Annotated in this window: 25 protein-coding genes; 14 read left to right on the top strand and 11 right to left on the bottom strand. The window is 36.2% G+C overall.

Features of this window, described 5'->3' with window-relative positions; genetic code table 11:
* Window positions 1–64: 64 nt before the first annotated feature.
* From ACLBWW_RS26465 to ACLBWW_RS26455, 3 genes are all read right to left on the bottom strand, one after another.
* On the bottom strand, window positions 65–622 hold the full coding sequence (locus ACLBWW_RS26465) for a GNAT family N-acetyltransferase (RefSeq protein WP_000914737.1): 558 nt from the start codon (window positions 620–622) through the stop codon (window positions 65–67).
* 241 nt (window positions 623–863) lie between these two features.
* Entirely contained in the window at window positions 864–1,994 is a 1,131-nt protein-coding gene (locus tag ACLBWW_RS26460; protein WP_048542105.1) for an amidohydrolase, read from the bottom strand.
* 140 nt (window positions 1,995–2,134) lie between these two features.
* Window positions 2,135–3,040 (bottom strand): TIGR01777 family oxidoreductase, encoded by a 906-nt coding sequence (locus ACLBWW_RS26455; protein ID WP_060486947.1) that lies wholly within the window; start codon window positions 3,038–3,040, stop codon window positions 2,135–2,137.
* Window positions 3,041–3,121: 81 nt separating this feature from the next.
* On the opposite strand from ACLBWW_RS26455, the gene recX reads away from it, so the two are divergent.
* Together recX and ACLBWW_RS26445 are read left to right on the top strand one after the other, a co-directional pair.
* Window positions 3,122–3,934: a recombination regulator RecX gene (gene recX, locus ACLBWW_RS26450; RefSeq protein ID WP_000268506.1), complete on the top strand. Its 813-nt coding sequence runs from the start codon at window positions 3,122–3,124 to the stop codon at window positions 3,932–3,934.
* Window positions 3,935–3,944: 10 nt separating this feature from the next.
* On the top strand, window positions 3,945–4,262 hold the full coding sequence (locus ACLBWW_RS26445; protein ID WP_001057030.1) for a YfhH family protein: 318 nt from the start codon (window positions 3,945–3,947) through the stop codon (window positions 4,260–4,262).
* A gap of 64 nt (window positions 4,263–4,326) precedes the next feature.
* Here the strand turns inward: ACLBWW_RS26445 and ACLBWW_RS26440 are convergent, their stop codons facing one another.
* Together ACLBWW_RS26440 and ACLBWW_RS26435 are read right to left on the bottom strand one after the other, a co-directional pair.
* A complete protein-coding gene (locus ACLBWW_RS26440; RefSeq protein ID WP_000122093.1) occupies window positions 4,327–4,479 on the bottom strand; it encodes a YpzG family protein in 153 nt (50 codons plus the stop codon).
* 46 nt (window positions 4,480–4,525) lie between these two features.
* Window positions 4,526–4,684, bottom strand: a complete 159-nt coding sequence (locus ACLBWW_RS26435) for a small, acid-soluble spore protein K (protein WP_000517891.1) — start codon at window positions 4,682–4,684, stop codon at window positions 4,526–4,528.
* Between the two features lie 123 nt (window positions 4,685–4,807).
* Between ACLBWW_RS26435 and ACLBWW_RS26430 the strand changes: the two genes are divergently transcribed.
* Window positions 4,808–5,074, top strand: coding sequence for a YfhJ family protein (locus ACLBWW_RS26430; RefSeq protein WP_000997857.1), 267 nt, complete (start codon window positions 4,808–4,810; stop codon window positions 5,072–5,074).
* Window positions 5,075–5,098: 24 nt separating this feature from the next.
* Here ACLBWW_RS26430 and ACLBWW_RS26425 read toward each other — a convergent pair whose 3' ends face one another.
* Window positions 5,099–6,079, bottom strand: a complete 981-nt coding sequence (locus ACLBWW_RS26425) for a metal-dependent hydrolase (RefSeq protein ID WP_048542102.1) — start codon at window positions 6,077–6,079, stop codon at window positions 5,099–5,101.
* A gap of 149 nt (window positions 6,080–6,228) precedes the next feature.
* Here ACLBWW_RS26425 and mutY point away from each other — a divergent pair, with 149 nt between their 5' ends.
* Complete coding sequence (gene mutY, locus ACLBWW_RS26420) at window positions 6,229–7,326, top strand: A/G-specific adenine glycosylase (RefSeq protein ID WP_048542099.1); 1,098 nt, start codon at window positions 6,229–6,231, stop codon at window positions 7,324–7,326.
* A 187-nt stretch (window positions 7,327–7,513) separates the two neighbouring features.
* Here mutY and ACLBWW_RS26415 read toward each other — a convergent pair whose 3' ends face one another.
* Window positions 7,514–7,738 (bottom strand): hypothetical protein, encoded by a 225-nt coding sequence (locus tag ACLBWW_RS26415; RefSeq protein ID WP_048542097.1) that lies wholly within the window; start codon window positions 7,736–7,738, stop codon window positions 7,514–7,516.
* 124 nt (window positions 7,739–7,862) lie between these two features.
* On the opposite strand from ACLBWW_RS26415, the gene ACLBWW_RS26410 reads away from it, so the two are divergent.
* The 4 genes from ACLBWW_RS26410 to ACLBWW_RS26395 all read left to right on the top strand — a co-directional run bounded on the left by ACLBWW_RS26410 (window position 7,863) and on the right by ACLBWW_RS26395 (window position 11,189).
* Window positions 7,863–8,144, top strand: coding sequence for a gamma-type small acid-soluble spore protein (locus ACLBWW_RS26410; protein ID WP_000039039.1), 282 nt, complete (start codon window positions 7,863–7,865; stop codon window positions 8,142–8,144).
* Window positions 8,145–8,332: 188 nt separating this feature from the next.
* A complete protein-coding gene (locus ACLBWW_RS26405) occupies window positions 8,333–8,593 on the top strand; it encodes a YgaB family protein (protein ID WP_000997582.1) in 261 nt (86 codons plus the stop codon).
* A 250-nt stretch (window positions 8,594–8,843) separates the two neighbouring features.
* Window positions 8,844–9,374 (top strand): nucleoside tri-diphosphate phosphatase, encoded by a 531-nt coding sequence (gene ntdP / locus ACLBWW_RS26400; RefSeq protein ID WP_000506626.1) that lies wholly within the window; start codon window positions 8,844–8,846, stop codon window positions 9,372–9,374.
* Between the two features lie 54 nt (window positions 9,375–9,428).
* Window positions 9,429–11,189 carry an ABC transporter ATP-binding protein gene (locus tag ACLBWW_RS26395; RefSeq protein ID WP_447614324.1) on the top strand — a complete coding sequence of 587 codons (1,761 nt, stop codon included), beginning with the start codon at window positions 9,429–9,431 and terminating at the stop codon, window positions 11,187–11,189.
* 15 nt (window positions 11,190–11,204) lie between these two features.
* On the opposite strand, the gene ACLBWW_RS26390 is transcribed toward ACLBWW_RS26395, so the two are convergent.
* From ACLBWW_RS26390 to hemL, 3 genes are all read right to left on the bottom strand, one after another.
* Window positions 11,205–12,293: an aromatic acid exporter family protein gene (locus ACLBWW_RS26390; RefSeq protein ID WP_048542093.1), complete on the bottom strand. Its 1,089-nt coding sequence runs from the start codon at window positions 12,291–12,293 to the stop codon at window positions 11,205–11,207.
* 259 nt (window positions 12,294–12,552) lie between these two features.
* Window positions 12,553–16,989: a glutamate synthase-related protein gene (locus tag ACLBWW_RS26385; protein ID WP_048542091.1), complete on the bottom strand. Its 4,437-nt coding sequence runs from the start codon at window positions 16,987–16,989 to the stop codon at window positions 12,553–12,555.
* 200 nt (window positions 16,990–17,189) lie between these two features.
* A complete protein-coding gene (hemL, locus tag ACLBWW_RS26380) occupies window positions 17,190–18,488 on the bottom strand; it encodes a glutamate-1-semialdehyde-2,1-aminomutase (RefSeq protein ID WP_048542088.1) in 1,299 nt (432 codons plus the stop codon).
* A gap of 127 nt (window positions 18,489–18,615) precedes the next feature.
* Between hemL and ACLBWW_RS26375 the strand changes: the two genes are divergently transcribed.
* The 6 genes from ACLBWW_RS26375 to perR all read left to right on the top strand — a co-directional run bounded on the left by ACLBWW_RS26375 (window position 18,616) and on the right by perR (window position 22,907).
* A complete protein-coding gene (locus ACLBWW_RS26375; RefSeq protein WP_048542086.1) occupies window positions 18,616–19,629 on the top strand; it encodes an ABC transporter ATP-binding protein in 1,014 nt (337 codons plus the stop codon).
* A complete protein-coding gene (locus ACLBWW_RS26370) occupies window positions 19,622–20,413 on the top strand; it encodes an ABC transporter permease (RefSeq protein ID WP_000521517.1) in 792 nt (263 codons plus the stop codon). The genes ACLBWW_RS26375 and ACLBWW_RS26370 overlap by 8 nt, the downstream gene beginning before the upstream one ends.
* A gap of 4 nt (window positions 20,414–20,417) precedes the next feature.
* A complete protein-coding gene (locus tag ACLBWW_RS26365; RefSeq protein WP_000639385.1) occupies window positions 20,418–21,203 on the top strand; it encodes an ABC transporter permease in 786 nt (261 codons plus the stop codon).
* A gap of 72 nt (window positions 21,204–21,275) precedes the next feature.
* Window positions 21,276–21,680, top strand: a complete 405-nt coding sequence (locus ACLBWW_RS26360; RefSeq protein WP_048542085.1) for a potassium channel family protein — start codon at window positions 21,276–21,278, stop codon at window positions 21,678–21,680.
* A gap of 44 nt (window positions 21,681–21,724) precedes the next feature.
* Window positions 21,725–22,180, top strand: coding sequence for a thioredoxin-dependent thiol peroxidase (gene bcp, locus ACLBWW_RS26355; protein WP_048542083.1), 456 nt, complete (start codon window positions 21,725–21,727; stop codon window positions 22,178–22,180).
* 298 nt (window positions 22,181–22,478) lie between these two features.
* On the top strand, window positions 22,479–22,907 hold the full coding sequence (gene perR, locus ACLBWW_RS26350) for a peroxide-responsive transcriptional repressor PerR (RefSeq protein ID WP_170956976.1): 429 nt from the start codon (window positions 22,479–22,481) through the stop codon (window positions 22,905–22,907).
* A gap of 199 nt (window positions 22,908–23,106) precedes the next feature.
* Here perR and ACLBWW_RS26345 read toward each other — a convergent pair whose 3' ends face one another.
* Window positions 23,107–23,463 (bottom strand): YgzB family protein, encoded by a 357-nt coding sequence (locus ACLBWW_RS26345; RefSeq protein ID WP_000025063.1) that lies wholly within the window; start codon window positions 23,461–23,463, stop codon window positions 23,107–23,109.
* Between the last annotated feature and the right edge of the window lie 408 nt (window positions 23,464–23,871).

Raw genomic sequence — 23,871 nt, 5'->3', positions numbered from 1 at the left:
ACATAGGGTGATATACGTATATGGTAAAATGTTAATGATTAATTATTTTTTCTGGAAATTTAGATTATGCTTCTTTTAATTGGTGAGCATCTTGGAACGTTGTATCTCGCATTGTAGCAAGTGTATATTGATCTTTTGGGATTTCATATAAGTTATATACTTCTTCATTTGCGTTAATTTCATCATAAACGGCTTTTCTTGTTTCGTTTGCTAGATTTACATATTGTAGTTTTTCGGCAGCTTTAATAGAACGAATATTTATTTTACGAATACGCATAAAGATTGTTTCAATATCTAATTCATAGAAAAGTTCACTAAAAAATGAATCTTTCGCCAATTTATTATAGCCTTTTCCATGATAGGGTTTGCCAAGCCATGTTCCGAGAAATCCGGCTTTTTCTTGCACATCAAATAAAGTAATTGTTCCGATAGGGTTACCCCATTCATCTAAAATTGTGCGTGAAATTAATTCCCCACGCTCTTCAGCTTCAATCGTTTGTTTCGTTAAAAATAAATACTCTTCATAAGAATAAGCCTTTTGACGCACAAAAGGGAAGACAGCTGGGTCCACCATTAACTCGTATAGAACGTGGCTGTCGTGTAAGTCGCGTTTTTTCAACATACTAACTCCTCCTCACACGAGGGTAGCATGACGAAAAAACACCCCACCCTCGAAATTTTTATATCAATCTTTAAAAAATTTCGGGGTGGGAATCGAACCCACTAGAACCAGTTTCTAACGCTGGTGGCGCACCATTTGCCTTCCCCATTCATCAATTTGAAAATGATAATCACGACACAAATTGATTATGGTTTCATTCAGTTTATAATCGTATAATACTTTATCTAGTCAAAAAAATAAACTAGTTTTTTTTATTTTCTTTGTAAATTATTTTTCCATCAATCATGGTTAGTACAGGCTTGGCTAAATAATGGAAAGGATGATGAGTCCATAACACAAGATCAGCGTCTTTTCCAACCTCAATGCTTCCAATTCTATCCTCTAAACGTAAATTTCGTGCTGGAAATATGGTGATTCCTTCTAGTGCAGTTTTTTCGTCTAATCCTTCTCTTACTGCGACAGCAGCACAAATATTTAAATATTGAATTGGTGTATAAGGGTGATCTGTTGTTATAGAAACTTCCACACCATTTTTCGATAATATATGGTAAGTATCCCATGTTTTGTTTTTAAGTTCGATTTTAGAACGGCGTGTAAGAGTGGGGCCAACTGAAACCTTCAAATTGTGTTTCGAAAGTTCTTCAACAATAAAGTGTCCTTCTGTACAATGTTCAATACGTAAATCGAGATTGAACTCTGTTGCAAAGCGTAGAGCAGAACTAATATCATCTGCTCGGTGAGCGTGGATACGTACGGGTATTTCGCGGCGTAATGCTTTTAAGATAGGAAGCATTCGAAAATCAGCTTCATGCCCGTAGTGCTGTGCTTCATAGAATGATTCCCGAAGTAATCCCATAATTCCCATACGTGTTATGGATTCTTTTGTTCCATTACTATGGACCTTTTTAGGATTTTCTCCAAAGGCAATCTTTAAGCCGGCAGGTTCTTGAATAATCATATGATCAATACAAGTTCCAGCTGTTTTTATTACACAAGTCGTACCACCGATAATGTTTTGACTTCCTGGCATAACGTGAACAGTTGTGATTCCGTTTTGTACAGCATCTTGAAATGCACTATCAAAAGGGTGGATTCCGTCCAAAGAACGGATATGTGGTGTTGAAACTTCAGATGTTTCATTTGCATCATTGCCAGCCCAACCAGTACCTTCATCATAGAGACCAAGATGAGTATGGACATCAATAAATCCAGGTAAAAGATGAAGAGCACGAGCGTCTATAACTGTCATATCTTGAGTAGGTTGAATGGAAGGCTTGACCTCGGCAATTCTTTCTCCTATAACGAGTACATCCCCTTGAAATTTTTGGGATGTAATAGGATAGACAATGGCTTGTTTGAGCAATATTTTCATAGGTACCTCATTTCTGTTACTTTACAATGTTAATGGAATTTAAGGGAAAGTAACTGAAAGGTTATTTGTGTAATAATGCTCCGGATTCTAGAAAATGAAAGTTTTGAAAGGGGACCCTGTAAAACTGTATTTTAGAAGTACTACATTGTATGCGAAAGTATATTTTGTAATGCATGGTCTATTGCCGGAAATGTGTATTGATACCCATGTTCAATTGCTTTACTAGGTAATACATGTTGTCCTTCGAGTACAAGTATACTCATCTCACCTAATAAAGTGTGAAGCATAAATGAAGGGACAGGTAACCAATGAGGTTTTTTCATTATAGTTGCAATGGTTTCTCCAAATTCCTTCATTCTTATAGGTAGGGGAGCTGTGATGTTAAAAGGGCCATCAATTTCTTCTTTGTGTATGATGAAATCAATTAGGCGAACGACATCGTCTATATGAATCCATGATAACCATTGGTTTCCAGATCCAATTGTACCTCCAATATAGAATTGATAGGGGAGTAGCATTTTGGGAAGAGCTCCTCCGTCTGCGCCTAATACAACTCCAAGTCTTGCGTAGATTGTTCGCATTCCAAGAGAGCGTGCTTTAGATGCTTCTTGTTCCCATGAATATACTGTATTTGCTAAAAAGTCATTTCCAGGAATCTCATGCTGTTCTGTAAAAGACTCAGTTTCAGACGTTCCATAGTATCCAATAGCACTTGCGTTAATAAATGTATTTGGCTTTGTACCAAGTGTTTGCAATTGTTTAATGAGTCCTTTTGTTGTTTGAATTCGACTGTTTAAAATGGATTCCTTTTGTTTCTTTGTCCATCTACTATTAATAGACTCTCCAGCTAGATTAATAACTACATCGATAGAAGAGAGGGGGAAGGTTTGTAAATCTGGTGTCCATTGTACATACTGAAGGTTAGGATGGGAAGTTTCAGTAGTTTTGTTTCGAGTAAGAATGTAAACATTATATCCTTTTTGAATAAAAAAAGTAGAAAGGTATTTACCGATAAAGCCGGTACCACCGGAAATTGCGATTCTCACAATTATTTCCTCCTCATTATATATATTCTTGAAAAGCAAAAACGTTCCTTGACTATGTTAAAATAATAGAGAGGTGAGAGTATGGCTGTCATTACAAAAATAGAAGTGCAAAAACGATCGAAAGAACGATTTAATATTTATATTGATAAAGGTCAAGGTGAAGAATACGGATTTAGTGTGGATCAAGTAATCTTAATGAAACATGGATTACAAAAAGGATTAGAAATTGATGAAATAGCGTTAGGGAATATTTTATACAATGAAGAGGTACAAAAAGCATATTTACAAGCAATTTCCTATCTATCCTATCAAATGAGAACAAAAAAAGAAGTAGAAGACTATTTACGAAAAAAAGAAGTGGGACAGGCCGTCATCTCTGAAGTCGTTTCGAAATTATTACATGATCGATATATTAATGATAAAGAGTACGCTGTTTTATATACGCGAACGCAAAGTAATGTGAATCGAAAGGGTCCGACTGTTATTAAAAGAGAGTTATTAAATAAAGGTGTTCAGGATCTAATCATTACACATAGTTTACAAGAATATCCGAAGGAAAAGCAAATTGAGAATGCTTTACTTCTTATAGAAAAGAAGAAAAGGTCTTATCAAAAGCATTCCTTTTTACAAATGAAGCTAAAGTTAGACGAAATGCTTGTTCGTAAAGGATATTCTAGAGATGTGATTCAAATTTGTTTGGAAGAATTGAAAGACGAAAAAGATGACGAACAGCAACAAGAAGCGTTACACTATCATGGGAATAAATATTATGAGAAATATAAGAAGTATGATGGATGGACATTCGAAAATAAGATGAAACAAGCGTTATATCGCAAAGGGTTCTCTATTGATGAAATAGAGATATTTTTGCAGATGAAACGTGAAGAGGGATGAGGGGAATAAGATGAATATGCCAAAGCGCTACAGTGAAATGACACCACATGAGCTAAGGGAAGAAATTGGGGTTTTGAAAGAGCAAGCAATAAAGGCAGAGCAGCTTGGTATTGTAAATGAGTTCGATGTATTAATGCGCAAGATGGCAATGGCTCGTGCTTATATGACTGATATAAACAAATTCCATATTGGTGAGACATATGAATTAGTAGAAGAACCTGGTATATTATTTGAAATTACGTATTTCAACGGGGTATTTGCTTGGGGACATAAGCAAAATGATAATGAAGAGATTGGAATACCGATTTCTTTATTGCAAGAAAAATGAAAACCAGAGAGCGAATATCTCTCTGGTTTTCATCTTTGGTAGGCGTTACAGAAGATAGGAGATTCTAAAATTGGCGTTTTTTACATTCATTCGCCAGTATAATGAGAGACTGGGTTTGTTGCGTCTGTCCGTTAACTTGCGCTTTTGCATGTTTCGGACGAGTCCACGTATGGTTAAATAATTCAGAACGACTATCTAAGCGATCACGGTAGCTCATCTTTATCACCTCGTGTAGGAAGTTAATTTTTTAGGTTGTACCTGAACTATTCTTCCTGCTGATTTGCAGCACGCATACGTTCTTGTGGGTGCGTGTTAATTGTGCCGTTAGGTCGTTTCGAAGCGAAGCGTGATTTCGCTTTCGGCTGACCATCGATTTTGCTGTTGTTTTTTGACTCAGACCAAAATTCGGCTTGTTTACCCATTGCGAACGCCCTCCTCATCATCAGTTGATACCTCTTTAAGAAGTATCACTTATAGAATGTGCAAAATAGAGGAAACTATCCTTTAGAAATTAAGGGAATAAATAGGTAAAAGGAGAATAGAACATGAATGATATTCACGAAACATTAACAAAAGAATTGTTAGACAAAAATGACAAACTTTCTTACGCACAAGCTCGTGCGTGGGTTGAATTATTGTGGGAAGACTTTCAAACAACTTATGCTAAATCAGGTCGTTATCAAGGTGATGAAATGACTGAACAAGTGGTACGAACATGGATTAATAATCATGGAGGTCGCCTTCATGAAATGCGTACAAATAATCCGAAATATAGCCATTTAATCAATCAAGAAGATCATTTGAAACATTAAAAAAAGCGACTTAAGTCGCTTTTTTTAATGTGGAAGTAATTCCAGTTTTTTTCGAAGTTTTTCTTCACTAAAAATCCATCCTGTATAGGAACTAATAATATTTAAATTGTGGTCGAGTTGAACGATTGCAACGAATGGATAATAATCTTTACTGCGATAGCGCAAATCAATGAAGCGAACTTCGTAATAATGATCATAATCGAAAATGTCCCAGCGATACACAGGGGAGAAAGATAGAAATGCTGAGATGTTTTCATCTTGTTTAGCTGCGCGCATAATAGCATTATCTGGGAACGGTACCCGGTCAAACTTATCATATATCATGATGTTACCACGATGCCATCTAGCAACGTAGTAATAATCAGTTGTAACGATTGCTAAATGGTAATGATAAAATCTGTAAGAAGGGGAAATGATTATTTTCTCCACATGATTGAAACGTTTATATACGACGCTACGTATGTTTCTATGCATCATAATCCGTCCGATATAGTAAATAATCATCAATATATACGCTGCTAAGGCAGTATATCCTTTATGGGAACCTACAAGCATACAAGCAATCGCGAGTAGGTGGATAAAGAAAATGACGGTATCAAATGTATTAATGATGCCGAGCGCTACCCATTTTTTTGTAAAGGGCCGTAATGCCTGGGTACCGTAGGCGTTGAAAATATCTACAAAGACATGAAGAAAGACGGCAATAAATGACCAAAGTAGTAGATGCAAATATGGAGCGTCTGAAAAGAAGGCGAAAGAGATGCCACTTATAAGGAATGACCAAAGAATCACTGCAGGAATGGAATGAGTAATCCCGCGATGATTTCTTATATATTTAGCGTTATTACGCAATTTTAAAACTGTATCGATGTCAGGAATATTGGAACCGGCAATTGTAGCAAGCATAACTGCTTGTGGCCCAATATCACTTTGTGCTATGGCTGGATCTAACGTTGCCAAACTGCCTAGAGTAACGCCCATAACAAGGTGAGTGGCTGTGTCCATAGAAATCCACCTCCGTTTTTTATTAATGTAACTCTTTTTATTCGATACCTCAAGTCCTTTGCCTTCTATTTCCTATGTCATCTTACTTAAATTTTTTCCTAAAATCTTTATAATAGTACTTATATGCAAAAAAATGAGGGGGATCAAGTTTGACACTTGAAATATTAAATAATTTTAACATAGAGCAGTTTCAAAATGATTTAATTGGTTGGTTTGAAAAAGAGCAACGCGACTTACCGTGGCGTAAAAATAAAGATCCATACCGCGTCTGGGTTTCGGAAATTATGTTGCAGCAAACAAGGGTAGAAGCTGTAAAACCATATTACGCGAATTTTATGGGGAAGTTTCCTACTCTAGAAGCTTTGGCAAATGCTGATGATGAAGAAGTGTTAAAAGCATGGGAAGGTTTAGGCTATTATTCTAGAGCGCGAAATTTACATGCAGCCGTAAAAGAAGTAAAAGAAGTATACGGCGGGATAGTACCAAGTGATGTAAAGAAGATTGAGAAATTAAAGGGAGTCGGTCCCTATACAAAAGGTGCTATTTTAAGTATCGCATATGGTATACCAGAGCCGGCAGTTGACGGAAATGTTATGCGTGTATTATCTCGCATTTTATCAGTATGGGATGACATTGCAAAACCGAAAACTAGAAAAGTATTCGAAGAGATTGTGCGTGAAATTATTTCGGCTGAAAATCCATCTTATTTTAATCAAGGTTTGATGGAATTAGGAGCACTGATTTGTATTCCTAAAAATCCAGCATGCTTACTTTGTCCTGTACGTGAGCATTGCAGGGGATATGCTGAAGGTGTTCAAAAGGAGTTACCAGTAAAAAGTAAAGCGAAGGCCCCTACGATGGTACCGATTGTTGCAGGAGTACTTCAAACAGAAGATGGTCGTTACGTCATTAATAAACGTCCAAGTACCGGTTTATTAGCTAACATGTGGGAGTTTCCGAATATTGAACTTGGCGAAGGGATTCGTAATCAGAAGGAACAGCTTATAGATTATATGAAAGAAAAATTTGAGCTTTCGATTTCTATTGAAGAATACGCAATGAATGTACAACATACATTTACACATCGCACTTGGGATATATTCGTATTTTACGGAAAAGTAACTGGTGATATTGTTGAAACAGATACATTGAAATTTGTATCGAAAGAAGCATTTGAGCAGTTACCATTCTCGAAATCGCATCGTACGATTTATGAGAATTGCGTTGAGAAAATTACAATGCAATAAAGTGAAACTTTAATCAGTGGGGTTTTTCTTCATCCCCCACTGATTATTAGTTGAACCAATCGGACTTTTATGGGCAGTTGATCCCCCACCTAAATTCTTTGCTTTCGCTGCATTTTGAGGTTGGGGTCTTACTGCCCGTTAAAGCGGGATAAATTAAAAAAGTGTTCCCTAGATTGGGAACACTTTTTTAATCGTAAGAAATTTTTGTCCCATGAGTCCAATTAGCTTCACCTTGTTGTAAGCCACCTCTTGATTCAATTTCTACTACAATTTCTTTATAGATACTTTGACCTTCTGCATTTAAATACGGCAAAATCTGTTGTAATGAGTGATGAAAATAAGCTAATTCATCTTCTTTCCACTCATTTTTTGAAACCATCGTTAGTTCAGTCATATCGCGTCCTATATACATATTTCCACCTCCATCTCCTATAGTTTGAATGAGTGATAAGAGATATATACGGAGATTAAAAAAAGAAAATCACGGATAACTTCTAAGTGAATTGGTTACATTATTGGTTGTGGAGGTGAGAAAGATGAGTAAAAAACAACAAGGTTATAACAAGGCAACTTCTGGTGCTAGCATTCAAAGTACAAATGCTAGTTATGGTACAGAGTTCGCGACTGAAACAAATGTACAAGCAGTAAAACAAGCAAATGCACAATCAGAAGCAAAGAAAGCACAAGCTTCTGGTGCACAAAGTGCAAACGCTAGTTATGGTACAGAATTCGCAACTGAAACAGATGTGCATGCTGTGAAAAAACAAAATGCACAATCAGCTGCAAAACAATCACAATCTTCTAGTTCAAATCAGTAATGAAAGAAAAACACTTCTCTAATTCGGGAGAAGTGTTTTCTTTGTGCCTGGGTCATAGTAATGAACATAAAGTGAACGACATAACTTCTAATAAGTCAACAAATGTAGTCAAAGGAGAAGGAAGTTAAAGATGAGAAATATGTAATGAGGAAGAATAACTGATAAATAAGTCCAAAAGGGGGTAAGTAATGAACGACTTTGATAAGTTGGTAGGAGAGCAATTGGAAACGATGGATGAGTTGTTAAAGTTACAAGCTCATCTAGAGAAGTATCAGCAAATTGAAATGAGCGAAAAGGATACGTGCGATAAAAAGGAATTACATTTTATCCGCCAAGAAATATATAGAACAGAATTAGCGTTAAAACTGTTACATGAGAAATTTGAAGAGCAAACAAATAGTGTGATTCAATCTTTTGAGACTGAAAAAATGATTTCGAATTTAGGGTAAGGCATGTTGTTACCTTCCGGTGAAAGGTCCTTCTTTAGATAGAAATAAGGAAGGGCTATTTCTATTTCTATTTCCTCGTTTGTAAATCATTCAGCGAAGGCCTCGTCTCCTAAGAAGATTAGGGATATAGTATTTAGTGTGAAAAATAGAGTCTTGTCGCTTTAGTTTTAAAATTTCGACAAAAAAGTTATAATAGAAAAAAAGTGAATGCAGCTCAAAGGGCATTTGCAGTTGAAAGAAGGGAGCATATATGGGATTTCCCAAAGAAGGAGAAAAAGTACAAATACATAGTTATAAACATAATGGCTCCATTCATAGAATGTGGGAAGAGACAACAATTTTAAAAGGGACACAGAGCCTTGTGATCGGAGCAAATGATCGTACAGTAGTGACAGAATCAGATGGCCGAACATGGATTACTCGTGAACCAGCAATTTGTTATTTTCATGCAAACTATTGGTTTAATGTGATTGGGATGCTAAGGGAAGAGGGAGTATATTATTATTGTAATTTAGGCTCACCTTTTGCATATGATTCTGAAGCATTAAAGTACATTGATTATGATTTAGATATTAAAGTATATCCAGATATGACATATACGCTTTTAGATGAAGATGAGTATGAAAAGCATAGTCAAATTATGCAGTATCCACCTGTTATTGATACTATTTTAAAACGAAATGTAGCACAATTAACACAATGGATTCATCAAAGAAAAGGGCCATTCGCGCCAGATTTCGTAGATATGTGGTATGAAAGATATTTAATGTACAGAAATTAAAACAAACCTGCAGGGGATTTCCCGGCAGGTTTGTCCTATTAGAGGGGGGATTATGTGCAAGGTATAAAAAGATATTTGCAATTTGTTAAACCGTATCGATGGCTTATTGCTATTACGATTATGATTGGTCTAGTTAAATTCGGCATCCCGCTTATTATGCCGTGGTTATTAAAATATATTATCGATGATGTAATTCAAGGGGGAGGATCACTTCAAGATAAAACATCCCAATTAGTAACAGCCGTTGGGATTGCTTTTTTTATTTTTGCAGTAGTAAGACCGCCAATTGAATATTATCGTCAATATTTCGCGCAGCGTATCGCAAATACAATACTATATGATTTACGAAAACATATTTTTGGTCATTTACAAAAGTTGAGTTTACGCTATTATTCGAATACAAAAACAGGAGAGCTTATTTCACGTGTAATCCATGATGTAGAACAAACGAAGGATTTTGTAATTACTGGTTTGATGAATGTTTGGCTAGATACTGCAACAATTGCAATTGCTATTATTGTTATGTTTTCTATGAATATAAAATTAACATTTGTTGCGTTATTAATTTTACCTATTTATGTAATGGCAGTGAAATATTTTTTCGGGCGTCTTCGAAAATTAACGAAAGAGCGTTCGCAAGCGTTAGCAACGATGCAAGGGTATTTACATGAACGTATTCAAGGGATGCAAGTGACACGTAGCTTTGCATTAGAAGAGTATGAGGGTAAGCAGTTTGAAAAAAGAAATAATGAATTTTTGACGAAAGCATTAACGCATACGAGTTGGACTGCAAGGACATTTTCAGCAGTGAATACGTTAACTGATTTAGGCCCGTTACTGGTGATCGGTTTTGCAGCATATGAAGTAATTCAGGGACAGTTAACATTAGGGACTATGGTTGCCTTTGTTGGATATATGGATAGTTTGTATAGTCCGCTTCGCCGCCTTGTCAATTCCTCTACAACATTAACACAGTCTTTCGCATCGATGGATCGAGTGTTTGAATTGTTAGATGAAAAATACGATATTGTCAATGTGCCAAGTGCGATACAAACGACAAAATTAAATGGTGAAGTGATATTTGATAATGTATCTTTTCGTTACAATTCGGATGAAAAAGAGATATTACATAACCTTTCGTTAACTATGTTGCCAGGAGAGAAGGTAGCACTTGTAGGAGCAAGTGGAGGAGGGAAGTCATCTCTTGCTAGCTTAATCCCACGTTTCTATGATGTTTCTTCAGGTGCAGTTTATGTAGATGGGATAGATGTTAGAAAGTATGATATGAGAAATTTACGTAGTCATATTGGAATTGTACTGCAAGATAATTTGTTATTTAGTGATACAATCGGGGCAAATATTTTATATGGAAACCCGAAAGCTACAGAGGAAGAAGTGATTGCAGCTGCTAAAGCTGCGCAAATCCATGATTTTATTATAGAGTTACCTGATGGCTATGATACTGTCGTTGGGGAACGCGGTGTGAAGTTATCCGGTGGGCAAAGGCAACGTGTAGCGATTGCAAGAGTGTTTCTAAAGAATCCATCGTTACTTATATTAGATGAGGCGACTTCCGCTTTAGATTTAGAAAATGAACGGTATATTCAGCAGGCGCTTCAGACGCTAGCTGCTGATCGGACGACGATCGTAATCGCACATCGATTGGCGACGATTACACATGTGGATACGATTATTTACATTGAAGATGGTGAAATTAAAGAAACAGGTTCTCATGAAGAGTTAATGAAAAAAAGAGGGTTTTATTACAATTTATATCAACTTCAACATATAACAGAAACAGCTCCTTTAGCGTAAAAGGAGCTGTTTTCTTTATTCGTCTTCTTTTTTATCTTCGATTTGGAGTTCTGCTTCTGGTTTATGGTATGTGTAGAAGCTATCCACAAGTAAATCTAAATGCTCTACTTCTTCACTATAGTTAATAATGGCAGAAATAAGAGGGAAGAGGTGTAGCCATGTTTTATACGCTTCCTCATCGTCCTTGTTTTGATAATCCATAAAGATATCAATTAATTCTTGTTTACCTGTTTCAACTTCATCAAGCATTTCAACGGATTGTTGTTTTTTTGCTTTACCAATAAATTTTAATAAAACTTGTTCATGGTAATGGGTTAATGAGTCAAGTTCGTTTTGGATAGATTCCTGAAATTCTTCTGGCATATAGCGCAGTTCATTTTCAGTACGATGTAATGATTTTAACGTACTTAAAGCACGGCTTGTCGTCGCTAACATTTGTCTAAATAAAACGAGCTTACGAATTTTTGCGAACTGTACTTTTTTCGTGTAGCTTCTTTCTTCTTTATACAGCAAATAGTAGTGGTTTAGTTTGATCATTTTTTCTTTCATACGATCAATATCAGTTTTTAGCGTTGTAAAATCAGAAGCTTGCCTGCTATTCATTCGAATCCATTTTACAATTTCTTCTGTATTATCAACGATACGATGGTATAGCTTTGTTTCGTATTTTGGCGGCATAAACACTAAATTTACAAGTGAAGCCGCGATAATTCCAATCATAATTGTCGCAAAGCGAAGTAAGGCAAAACTAAAGAAATCTTCGCCTTGATACTCCATAATGGCGATAACTGTTACTAAAGCAATTGATATTGTGTTTTCTAATCGTAATTGTAACGTAAGCGCAATTACTAATATACATGTTAATCCAATAATAAAAGGATTATGTCCAAAAGCAGTAGCGAATGCGATAGCGAATACCGCACCAATGACGTTTGCTTGAATTTGTTCAAGTGCAGTTAAATACGAACGGTATACAGACGGTTGAACAGCGAATATAGCTGAGATTCCCGCAAATACCGGACTCGGTAATTGAAGTAAAATACAAGCAAATAAAGCTAATGTGATGGCAATACCCGTTTTTAAAATGCGAGCACCAAGTTTCATACCCTTAATAAGATCCTTTCTCTTGTCATAATGAATGTACAACATGATACTATACATTCATTACAATATGTTAGCAAGTGATATTTTAGTGACGTTAATAAGAAATTGAGATTCATTTTATAATTTTTCCTAATTCTTTTTAAACATCAATTTTTAGTAAAAAAACCTGCTGAATTTCAGCAGGTTTCAAATTGTTACTATAGATTACTATGAGAAGTGTACTTCGTCAATTTTTTCTTGAAAATGAAAAGTTGGTATATCACTCTGTTGAGATAGATGGATCAGTCTGCTCTTTTTTCGGGATAATTTCAAAAAACTGTTGCTGCATATCATCGAGTAACGGTGTTAATAAAGCAACTTCCTCGTATTGCTCATGTTCATTTAATACACGAATATAATCTAGCAATAACTCAGTCACATCTTGCACGCCGTTTTTACTAATTGGTTGTAATGTAACATTTGCCCCTTTTGCGATTCTTCTTTTTAAGGCGTGTTCTGTTAAACCTGAGCTTGAATCATGACGTAAATAAACAACACCACCAGTCATACCAGCACAAATCCATGGACCAGGATCCCCTAAAACAAGCGCTCGCCCATTTGTCATATATTCAAAAGCGAAACCTTTAATATTAGAGTATACACCTATATTCCCTTGCTCTTTTTCACGGAGTGGCTTTGTCATTCGCCCTCCAATTATCATGTCTGCTCCAGAGAGGCGAATGCCAGCGCGAGCATCAGCGTTACCTTGAACGTATAGCGATCCTTTTTGTGCACCGTACCCAAAACCTTTTCCGACAGAACCGTTATAATATATGCCGTCTTTTCCTTTTGCTTTCGTTATATAAATACCACCACCAAAGGAGGTTTTACCAATACCATCTTGTGCACCGCCATTTACGTGTATAAATAAGTTTTCACTATTGTAAGCACCTAATCCATTTCCAGGAATAGAGCCATTCGTATACTTTAATGTAAGTGGTTCAAGCTTCGTGTCTTCATATAATTTACTACGAACGCGATAGCAAGATTCTAGACCACCCATAACGCGTTGCTCTACGCCAACGCCTACTAATTCTTTTGAATGAGGGGAATGAACTGTTTCAAATTGTTTTTCTGGTACGTATTCTTTTTTTGTAACAGATGGGTGTTCTATCGTTTGTAGTAAATTACATAAGTCTAATAAATTTTCGCCTCGAACTTGTTCTAATAAATCGGAATGTCCGACAATTTCTTGTAAATTTGTATAACCAAGATTTCCTGTTAATCGTTTTAGTTCTACGCCAAAAGTGGTGAATAAATGTAATAATCCAGCAACGGCGCTTTCTAATTCGCGCGGGACGAAGCGCCGTAATCCGTGTTCTTTCGCCTGAGCTTCAGACTCAATTTGTGTTGCAATTCCAACGTGACAAGTATCTAGATGACATCCGCGGCAAGTTGTACAGCCGATTGCAATCATGGATAATGTACCAAATCCAATACGGTTTGCCCCGAGGAGCATGATTTTCAAGGCATCATTAACACTTCGAATACCACCGTCAGCCCAAATTTCTACCTTTTGCCTCATATTTGCTTCTAATAAAGCATTGTGAGCGGCTTTCACACCAATTTCTACAGGAAGGCCTACATGTTGCAATGCGTGAATACGTGCGGCACCTGTACCACCATCAAATCCGCTAATGTTAATAAAGTCAGCACCAGCCTTTGCGATACCGACAGCAATTGTTCCAATGTTAGGGACAACAGGGACCTTTACAGCTACTTTCGCAAGTTGATTAGCCGTTTTAATTTCTGTAATCATTTGAGCTAAATCTTCAATGGAATAAATATCATGGTTGTTAGAAGGTGAAATTAAATCAGAGCCAATTGTAGCATTACGCGCTTCAGCGATTTTTGCTGTTACTTTTGAACCAGGCAAATGTCCGCCTTCACCAGGCTTTGCGCCTTGCCCAATTTTTATTTCAATTAAGTTTGATGAATTTAGTAGTTCGGCGTTTACACCAAATCGCCCAGATGCAACTTGTTGTCCACGTGTATGTGGATATTTTCCAATCATATCTTTAATTTCGCCGCCTTCACCGTTCAAGCTAATCATATTTAGCTGATCGGCCGCTTCTGCATATGCACGAAAGGCAATTTCATTTTGAGAACCGAATGACATGGAACTAATAATAAATGGTAAATCATGATTTTGAATGCTGATGGATACTTCTTCAGCCGGAACGACATGTTTTGTTTCTTTCGTTTGAACAAGATGTCTAATCGCGATTGGATTATTTTCTTCTAACTCACTTAATTTGTCACGGTAATCATCATAAGAATTTCCTTTTGCGACATCGCCGATTGCTTTCCAAATTCGCGGGAATATATGAAAAGATTTTCGCATTCTAACTTTAGGATTGTTATAATCATCCGCTCGCAATTGTGCATCTTCAGCAAGTGATTCAAGTGAAAAAGCTAAATCATTTGAACCGAAGAAATTCGTAATTTGTAATATATTTGCGATCTCCTCATGTAATCCGATAGAAGAATAGAGGCGGCCGTAACCACGTAATTCATGAATTCCAATTGTTGAAATGACTTTTTCTAGTCCTTTATTAAGAGCATTATACAAATTCGTAATTGGCGTTTTTGTTCCATCATTTACGGTTGCAAATAATAAATATGGATTCATACCATCTGCTCCTAATCCATATAGTGTGACGATATCATGTAAGGAGCGAAGGGCACCAGAACGTATAACGAGAGAGCAGTTTCGGCGTAATTTATTTTCGCTTAATACTTGATGTACTTTAGCGGTAACTAAATGCGGATCAATCCATAACTGTTCATTTAGATGAGCGTTGGCATCGTCTATTAATAGTAGGGAAGCTCCATCGTTCACGGCCTTTATCGCTTCAGAACTAATTCGATTTAAGGCGCATTGTAAAGTTTCTGCCTGACTGAATGTAGCAGAGATTGTAGCGATAGAGCTATGAGTATTGAATAGCTCTATAAGTTGTTCGTACGTAATTGTGTGTAATTCCTCTGTAATAGATTGTGCTACACTTCCTTCTAAAATAATGGGGGAAAGCATCTCAACTACAAATGGCTGTTTAGCTCCGCTTAATAAACTTGGGCGCTCTCCAAGTATTGTTCGTGTGGAGAAGTGCTCGACCTCTCGATCACGATCGATTGCTGGATTTGTAACAACGGCTACACTTTCCTTAATGAAATCAGCGATATTTCGTCTATCAGTATCGAGTGCTGCAAGTGGTGAGTCATGCCCAAGTGAGCGAATTGGCTCAACGCCTTTTGTTGCCATCTGTTCAAGAAGCTGAATATGTTCTCGGTCCCATCCAAAAGCAACGTATTGTTTCGTTTCGACTTGTATAGAATCACATAATCCTGGGATTTCTTTCGTTTCAGGGATAAATAAGTTTAAATGATAATCTTTAGTATTAACTCGCTTTTTAAAACGGTTATATACTTGAGTTTGGTAGTCATCGTATTCGTAGAGTACAAGTTCATCTTGTTCATTCCACTTTAGACCGACTTTTTCTCCAGGAGCGAGTGGTTTTGGTTCTGCTACATATTCAGTTGGTGATACAACTCCAGGTTCAGAAGAGAAAACATAAGAACTCGCTGTCTCTACTTTCCATACTGGTCGTAGTCCAAGGGAATCAACGCTGAAAACAGCCTCATCTTTATAACGTGAAATAATACCAGCTGGACCTTGCGCAAAATGGCCCCAAGCTTCACGTATATACGTATATAAATCTTGTAAATGCGGTTCATAAAGTTTCATTTCATTAATAATTGGTGGGAATAGTATATCCATTGCTTCAAATAAACTGTAGTCGTATTGAACAAGTAGAGTTTCTAAGGTGCGGTTTAAATCTTGGGAGTCACTGCCCCCAGCAGTAAGTGGAACATGAATCATGTCAGCTTGATCACGTAATTTTGCAATTGTGTTAATTTCACCATTATGTCCGAGAATGCTAAATGGTTGTACACGAAAAAAATTAGATAATGTATTAGTAGAATAGCGGTTATGTCCTAGTGTCATAGTTGAAGCGATAAGTGGATGTTGTAAATCGTTGTAATAGGCAACAAGTGTATCCCCAGCGCCTAGAACTTTATATACAACATGGTCACGACTTAATGAAGCAACATGAATCGCTTCGTTTTCCTCTATTTTTATCGTTACTGAAAATAATGTTTGCTCAATATTTTCACCTTTATTTTCTGCGATAAGAGCAACTTGCCAAAATAAAGGTTCTTCCTGTTTACCAAGTGGACCGAGTGCATCGGAATTTATTACATCATCACTTTCAAAAATAATAGTAAAACTTTCGTTATTTAATTGCGTACGAATATGATTTTTTAAATTAACGATATTTGCGTTTTTGTTTAGAAAAAAATGTCCAACGATAAAGTGGGGATGATCCACAATCGTTGGATTGTATCCGTTATTTTTCAGCTTTTCATTCCAAAGTGCTTTTGGGACATCAATGTGAATTCCGATTCCATCTCCTTCACCATTAATGAAACCAGCTCGATGATTCATTTTGACAAGTGATTGTATGCAAAGGTCAATGTTTTCTTTTGTAGGAATTTTGCGTTTCTCCATAACGGAAACGATTCCACACGCATCATGTTCTGCATTTTTATAATCTCGAAATAAAGACGGTGTCCATGTATTTGTTTTATTGAGCATCCGCCAATCCCCCCTCTTATTGAAGTTTGAATAATCTTACTATTAAAGGCGTGAGCAGCCTTATATACAAGGATAGTAAGGATATAAAAGAAAAATAAAACAGATAATTATGAATAATTATACTATTAATAAGGGATTTATGAAATAGAAAAAAGGAAAAAAGAAAGATGTGCTTTCTTTTTTCCTTTTTAATGAAGGGATTATTTATTATCCGCTAAAGCAGCGAATGCTCTGCCTACAGCTTCAATTGTATATTCAATATCTTCTTTTGTATGTTCTGTCGTTAAGAACCATGCCTCGTATTTAGAAGGTGCTAAGTTAACTCCTTCTTGAAGCATAAGCTTGAAGAATTTACCGAACATTTCACCGTCTGTATCTTGTGCTGCATCGTAATCTTCAATTGTATTTGTTGTGAAGTATACAGTTAAAGCACCTTTTAGTCGGTTTAATGTAATATCGATATTATGTTTTGCAGCTTGCTCTAAAATTCCCTTTTCAAGCATCGCACCAAGTTCATCTAATTTCTCATAAAGACCTTCTTGTTGAAGAACTTCTAGACAAGCGATACCGGATGCCATAGAAGCAGGATTTCCTGCCATTGTACCAGCTTGATATGCAGGTCCGAGCGGGGCAACTTGTTCCATAATTTCTTTCTTACCACCATAAGCACCGATCGGAAGTCCGCCGCCAATAACTTTACCAAGCGCTGTTAAGTCTGGTGTTACGCCAAGTAAGTCTTGAGCACCACCGTACATGAAGCGGAAAGCAGTAATAACTTCATCATAAATTACTAGTGCACCAGCTGCGTGAACAAGTTCGTTCACTTTCTCAAGGAAACCAGGTTTTGGCTCTACAATACCGAAGTTTCCAACAATCGGTTCTACAAGGATAGCTGCTACTTCATGTCCCCATTTATCTAAGGCTTCTTTTAAAGTTTCTACATTATTAAATGGAACGGTAATAACTTCTTGAGCGATACTTTGTGGTACACCAGCCGAGTCTGGAGTTCCTAGCGTAGAAGGGCCAGATCCAGCTGCTACAAGTACTAAATCAGAATGACCGTGGTAACAACCAGCAAATTTCATAATTTTTGTGCGGCCTGTGTAAGCACGAGCGACACGAATTGTTGTCATTACTGATTCAGTACCAGAGTTTACGAAGCGGACTTTATCTAATGCAGGCATTGCTTCTTTTAACATTTTTGCAAATTTTACTTCTAGTGCTGTTGGTGTTCCGTAAAGTACACCATTTTCAGCAGCTGTTGTAATTGCTTTTGTAATGTGCGGGTGAGCATGTCCAGTAATAATAGGACCGTATGCTGCTAAATAATCGATATATTTATTTCCGTCTACATCCCAGAAATAAGCACCTTTTCCACGTTCCATAGCAACAGGGGCGCCGCCGCCAACTGCTTTAAAAGAACGAGAAGGACTATTAACGCCGCCAACGATATGTTCTAAAGCTTCTTTATGTAATGCTTCTGATTTTGTGAATTTCACTACAATTCATCTCCTTACAAAAATCTATGTATTATTCTAACATGTTTTTCGAAAAGACGTATTGTTTGTGATAGAGAAGGCAGTTGGGTAAACTATTCGTTGTGACATTTAGGAAGGGGGTCCGATTATGAAATCGGTAATTGAGGTACAAGGGTTACGTAAAGAGTTTACAGCCTATTCAAGTCGTCCGGGATTAAAGGGTGCTTTTCGCGATTTATTAAATCGTAATTATAAAATAGTACCAGCAGTAAATGATGTATCTTTTAATGTGAAACAAGGCGAAATGGTTGGATATATCGGTGAGAACGGTGCTGGTAAATCAACAACTATTAAAATGCTTACGGGGATTTTGACTCCGACATCAGGAGAAATTTTAGTAAATGGGATGAACCCGCATAAGCAGAGAGAAGAATTCGTAAGAACAATTGGTGTTGTTTTTGGTCAACGCTCACAACTTTGGTGGGATATTGCTGTACAAGAATCTTTTCGTTTATTAAAAAAAGTATACGGTGTATCAGACGCTCAGTATAAAGAGCATATGGAACACGTAATTGAAACGTTAGATATTGGTCCTTTATTAGATAAGCCAGTTCGAAAGTTATCTCTAGGTCAAAGAATGCGTTGTGAATTAGCGGCAGCATTAATTCATAATCCGCCGTTATTATTTTTAGATGAACCAACAATTGGGTTGGATGTTCTTGTGAAATTAAAAATACGTGAATTTTTAAAAGAAATGAATGAACGTTATAAAACAACAATTTTATTAACAACCCATGATATTACTGATATTGAAGCTTTATGTGAGCGCGTTATCATGCTGGATGAAGGAAATATTATGTATGACGGTTCTTTAAATAATCTTCGTACACAGTGGGGAGCAGAGAAGGAAATCCATTTTCAATTTATTGCACCAGTTTCCTATCAGGCTTTATCAATGGTTATGCCAGATAGTCATGTCGTTTGGTCGAAAGCGAAAGAGGAAAACGCGTGGGTTGCAAAAATACCGAATGAAGAAGTTGTCATTTCAATGCTTATTTCTAAAGTAGTACAAGCCTTTCAAATTAAAGATTTAAAAATTAACGAAGTGTCTACAGAGGAAATTATTCGTAACATTTATGAAGAAGGTATTAAACATGGGTAAGTACATTGAAATGATTCGGATTCGCTTTTTAATGATGCTTGCGTATCGTACAAACTATTATAGCGGGATTTTAATTTATACAATTAATATCGGTGCGTATTATTTTTTATGGCAAGCAATTTATAGTGGAAAAGAGAATATTGAAAGTTTATCTATTTCGCAAATGACTACTTATATCGCAATTGCGTGGATGGCACGTGCCTTTTATTTTAATAATATAGACAGGGAAATTGCGATGGAGATTCAAGAAGGACGTGTAGCAGTAGAACTCATTCGTCCATATAACTACTTAGGCATGAAAGTGATGCAAGGTCTTGGTGAAGGAATATTTCGTTTTGCTTTCTTTTCAATTCCAGGTATGGTTATCGTTACCTTATTATTTTCATTGCAAATTACAACGAATTTTCAAACGTGGTTATATTTCTTCTTATCTTTAATATTTAGTTTTATTATTAATACACAAATTAATTTAATGACTGGAATGCTCACGTTCTTCCTATTTAATAATAGTGGAATTATGTATGCGAAACGTGTTGTTATTGATTTATTTTCAGGTCTATTATTACCAATTAGTTTTTATCCGTTATGGGCCCAAAAGGCAATGATGTTTTTACCGTTTCAGGCGATTAGTTATATTCCAAGTATGATTTTTTCAGAAGGTATACAAGGAAGTAAATTGTATGAGGCATTATTATTCCAAGTAATTTGGGCAATTGTACTTATTATTCCAATTGTACTCATGTGGAGAACGGCGAGAAAACGTCTAATTGTACAAGGGGGATGATGAGATGATATATATAAACCTATTTTTGCAATATGCAAGCCAATATATAAAAACAAAATTGGAGTATCGGGGCGATTTTATCGTTGGATTACTTTCTGATTTAGCACTACAGGCTGTTAATTTAATCTTTATTCTCGTTGTGTTTGGGCATACACAAGCATTAAAGGGCTGGAGTAGAGAAGAAGTAATCTTTATTTATGGTTTCTTTTTAGTGCCGTTTGCCATTTTCTCAGCTTTCTTTAACATATGGGACTTTAATGATCGTTATATTATTAAAGGAGAAATGGATCGTATATTAACGAGACCGATTCATAGTTTATTTCAAATTATATTAGAAAGAATGGAACTTGAATCTTTAATTGGAGCGATTACAGGAATAATTGTAATGGGATATGCAGCAGTGGAGCTGCAATTATCTTTTTACTGGTACGATTTCTTCTTATTCTTACTGATGGTAGGAGGAGGAGCACTTGTATATGGAGGGATATTTGTTACGCTTGCGAGCCTTGGTTTTTGGTCGGATGCGAAAAGTTCAATTATGCCGCTAATGTATAACATAGGTAACTATGGTCGCTATCCTGTTAACATTTATAACCGTGTGATTCGCTTCATTTTAACGTTTGTTTTACCATTTGCGTTTGTCGGAGTGTATCCAGCAGCATACTTTTTAAGAAAAACAGAGTGGAATAGCTATGCATTTGCAACACCATTCGTTGGTGTTATCTGTTTTACGATTGCAATTACTCTTTGGAACCAAGGAGTAAAAAGGTACCGTGGTGCTGGGAATTAATTATAGAAGCTTGTTTGTTTCTAAGGGATAAATCCAATGGCTGTCTCATACATATAAAATGAGGTGGAGGACATGTTATGGGGATTTATTCTATTAATTGCAGCAATTGCTATTTTGAGAAGTGTCCAATTGTTATGGAGTTCATATTCAGATTCTAGGCGTTTCTTTTCGCTTTATAATTTAGCCTCCTTATTTTTAATTTATACAACGGTATTGATTGCGTTTGGGTTAAGTTATGTTGTATTAGAAGAAATGGGTTTTGCAGTTTTGAAAGAAGATGGAGATAGCTTGCATGCCCAATCTTTTCAACTTGTAGAAATTTGCTTATATTTTAGCGCGGTTACTTTATTGTCCGTTGGGTACGGTGATATAGCTCCAATTGGAATAGGGAGATGGATTGCGATTGCAGAAGCGCTAATTGGATATACATTACCGTTTGCTTTTGTAATGAGGTCTGTAATAGACAATGAAAAATAAGGTAGCATTTGATATAGTAAAAGAAAAGAGTAGGAGTGATAACAATGATCACAGTAGGAGAAATGGCTCCAGAATTTACATTAGAGGGAAGTAACGGGGAACAAGTTCGCTTAGCTGATTTTCGTGGTAAAAACGTAGTGCTATATTTTTATCCGAAAGATATGACTCCAGGGTGTACAACTGAAGCATGTGATTTTCGCGATGCGTATGGATTATTTCAAGAGAAAGATACAGTTATTCTTGGTGTAAGTCCTGATTCAGCGAACAGACATCTGAAATTCATTGAGAAGCATGAGCTTCCATTTGTACTTTTAGTAGATGAAGATCATAAGGTAGCGGAATTATACGGTGTTTGGAAATTGAAAAAGAACTTTGGAAAAGAGTATATGGGAATCGAGCGTTCTACATTCCTTATTAATAAAGACGGTGAGCTTGTAAAAGAGTGGCGTAAAGTGAAAGTGAAGGGACATACTGAAGAGGTTCTTTCTTATATAAAGTAAATCCATTGTGGAGATAAAATATATAGAAGTAAGGCGAGTGTCTATACATATTTTATCGTCTTACATAAAGTGAAGTGTAGGGCATACCTCCTCAGATGATAGTATTCCAAGTGCGATTATGTCGCACTTTTTTTCTATGTAAATGTATAGAAAATGGGGAAGGATATATAAGAATAAGGCTATATACAAAAATAAACCACATACTTATAGTAGAAATATTGACGATTTATAAGAAAAGGAGTACACTCTTTATAAGAATTATAAAATAATAATCCGTATAGAATCGGGGTGCATGACGGTGGTCAAAGAAGAATTAAAAGAAGCGCTAGAAATGCTGAAAAATACGGGTGTACGCATTACTCCACAGCGTCATGCTATTTTAGAGTACCTTGTGGAATCTATGACGCACCCAACAGCGGATGACATTTATAAAGCATTAGAAGGTAAGTTTCCAAATATGAGTGTTGCAACTGTCTATAATAACTTACGTGTATTTAAAGAGGTTGGACTTGTAAAGGAATTAACTTATGGAGACGCTTCAAGTAGATTTGATTATGTTACAAGTCAACATTATCATGTGATTTGCGAAAAATGTGGTAAGATTGTTGATTTTCCTTATGGAGGTTTGGAACAGATTGAAGAGGAAGCTGCGAAAACGACAGGCTTCGTTATTAATAGTCATCGCTTAGAAATTTATGGCGTTTGTCCAGAGTGTCATAAGGCGTAATATATAATAAAGAAAGAGGGAGACGTAAACGTCTCCCTCTTTCTTTATTATATATGGGAATTACGTTAGGTTCAGGAGGATTTAAAACGTTCAGTGAAGAACCTAATTTAATTAAAGATAAATACAAAAGGTGATTTCTTTGTTAAGAAATCACCTTTTAACGTTTAGGTTTGTAAGGGCACATTGTACCTATATATGCCTATGATTTATAGCTCTTCTTATTATATTTCTCATCAAATTCTTTTCCTTCTAGATTTCGATCCATTGTTAAAGGTTGGTTGCAATGCATACATGCGTCGACACGACCGAGCATTTTGGTCGGCTTATCGCAGCTTGGACAAATAATTTGTACAGTTTTAGTAGATAACATGCCAATCCAAAAGTAAACGACAGTACTAGCGATAACAGCTAAAAAGCCAACCATCATAAATGTTGTCATAATAATAATGTTTTCACGGAAAAAGACACCTAAGTATGCAATGAAGAGGCCGATAAATACTAAACTTAATGCAAAGGTCCGGATTTTATTGATTTTGTTCGAATACTTAATGCTCATTTGCATCACACTCCTATAATAATAATATAACATAAAATTTAGAATTTTCACTCGTTCGTAAACGTGATAAACCGATAAGATATGAGATATGGAGTATGATGCAGAATGAAGGGAGACTATAATGGTTTTAAGATTTTAACGGGATGTGAAATTTTTTTATGAAAAGTATTGACCCCTTATATACTACATGATATATTAATAACCGTCGCTGATGCGGAAACGCAGAAAACGACAAAAAAGAAATTAAAAAACTTAGTTGACATCGGAAAACGAAGATGTTAACATAAGGAAGTCGCAAATGAGCGACCGAGTAGTTCTTTGAAAACTGAACGAAACAAACAACGTGAAACGTCAATTTTTATTTTTAGATGCTAGACAAACTAACTTTATTGGAGAGTTTGATCCTGG

The sequence above is a fragment of the Bacillus sp. M5A3_1b genome, assembly GCF_053345335.1.
The sequence above is the reverse complement of the archived record's forward strand: the minus strand, read 5'-3'. Positions and strand labels throughout refer to the sequence as shown.

Excerpts from the sequence above, each read along its gene's own strand:
- recX (WP_000268506.1), top strand. The coding sequence starts at position 3,122 with ATGGCTGTCATTACAAAAATAGAAGTGCAAAAACGATCGAAAGAACGA.
- ACLBWW_RS26365 (WP_000639385.1), top strand. The coding sequence starts at position 20,418 with ATGATATATATAAACCTATTTTTGCAATATGCAAGCCAATATATAAAA.
- ACLBWW_RS26435 (WP_000517891.1), bottom strand. The coding sequence starts at position 4,684 with ATGGGTAAACAAGCCGAATTTTGGTCTGAGTCAAAAAACAACAGCAAA.
- ACLBWW_RS26385 (WP_048542091.1), bottom strand. The coding sequence starts at position 16,989 with ATGCTCAATAAAACAAATACATGGACACCGTCTTTATTTCGAGATTAT.
- ACLBWW_RS26440 (WP_000122093.1), bottom strand. The coding sequence starts at position 4,479 with ATGAGCTACCGTGATCGCTTAGATAGTCGTTCTGAATTATTTAACCAT.
- ACLBWW_RS26425 (WP_048542102.1), bottom strand. The coding sequence starts at position 6,079 with ATGGACACAGCCACTCACCTTGTTATGGGCGTTACTCTAGGCAGTTTG.
- ACLBWW_RS26460 (WP_048542105.1), bottom strand. The coding sequence starts at position 1,994 with ATGAAAATATTGCTCAAACAAGCCATTGTCTATCCTATTACATCCCAA.
- ACLBWW_RS26430 (WP_000997857.1), top strand. The coding sequence starts at position 4,808 with ATGAATGATATTCACGAAACATTAACAAAAGAATTGTTAGACAAAAAT.
- ACLBWW_RS26390 (WP_048542093.1), bottom strand. The coding sequence starts at position 12,293 with ATGAAACTTGGTGCTCGCATTTTAAAAACGGGTATTGCCATCACATTA.
- ntdP (WP_000506626.1), top strand. The coding sequence starts at position 8,844 with ATGGGATTTCCCAAAGAAGGAGAAAAAGTACAAATACATAGTTATAAA.
- bcp (WP_048542083.1), top strand. The coding sequence starts at position 21,725 with ATGATCACAGTAGGAGAAATGGCTCCAGAATTTACATTAGAGGGAAGT.
- ACLBWW_RS26445 (WP_001057030.1), top strand. The coding sequence starts at position 3,945 with ATGAATATGCCAAAGCGCTACAGTGAAATGACACCACATGAGCTAAGG.
- ACLBWW_RS26375 (WP_048542086.1), top strand. The coding sequence starts at position 18,616 with ATGAAATCGGTAATTGAGGTACAAGGGTTACGTAAAGAGTTTACAGCC.
- ACLBWW_RS26465 (WP_000914737.1), bottom strand. The coding sequence starts at position 622 with ATGTTGAAAAAACGCGACTTACACGACAGCCACGTTCTATACGAGTTA.
- ACLBWW_RS26345 (WP_000025063.1), bottom strand. The coding sequence starts at position 23,463 with ATGAGCATTAAGTATTCGAACAAAATCAATAAAATCCGGACCTTTGCA.
- ACLBWW_RS26360 (WP_048542085.1), top strand. The coding sequence starts at position 21,276 with ATGTTATGGGGATTTATTCTATTAATTGCAGCAATTGCTATTTTGAGA.
- ACLBWW_RS26405 (WP_000997582.1), top strand. The coding sequence starts at position 8,333 with ATGAACGACTTTGATAAGTTGGTAGGAGAGCAATTGGAAACGATGGAT.
- ACLBWW_RS26410 (WP_000039039.1), top strand. The coding sequence starts at position 7,863 with ATGAGTAAAAAACAACAAGGTTATAACAAGGCAACTTCTGGTGCTAGC.
- ACLBWW_RS26370 (WP_000521517.1), top strand. The coding sequence starts at position 19,622 with ATGGGTAAGTACATTGAAATGATTCGGATTCGCTTTTTAATGATGCTT.
- ACLBWW_RS26415 (WP_048542097.1), bottom strand. The coding sequence starts at position 7,738 with ATGTATATAGGACGCGATATGACTGAACTAACGATGGTTTCAAAAAAT.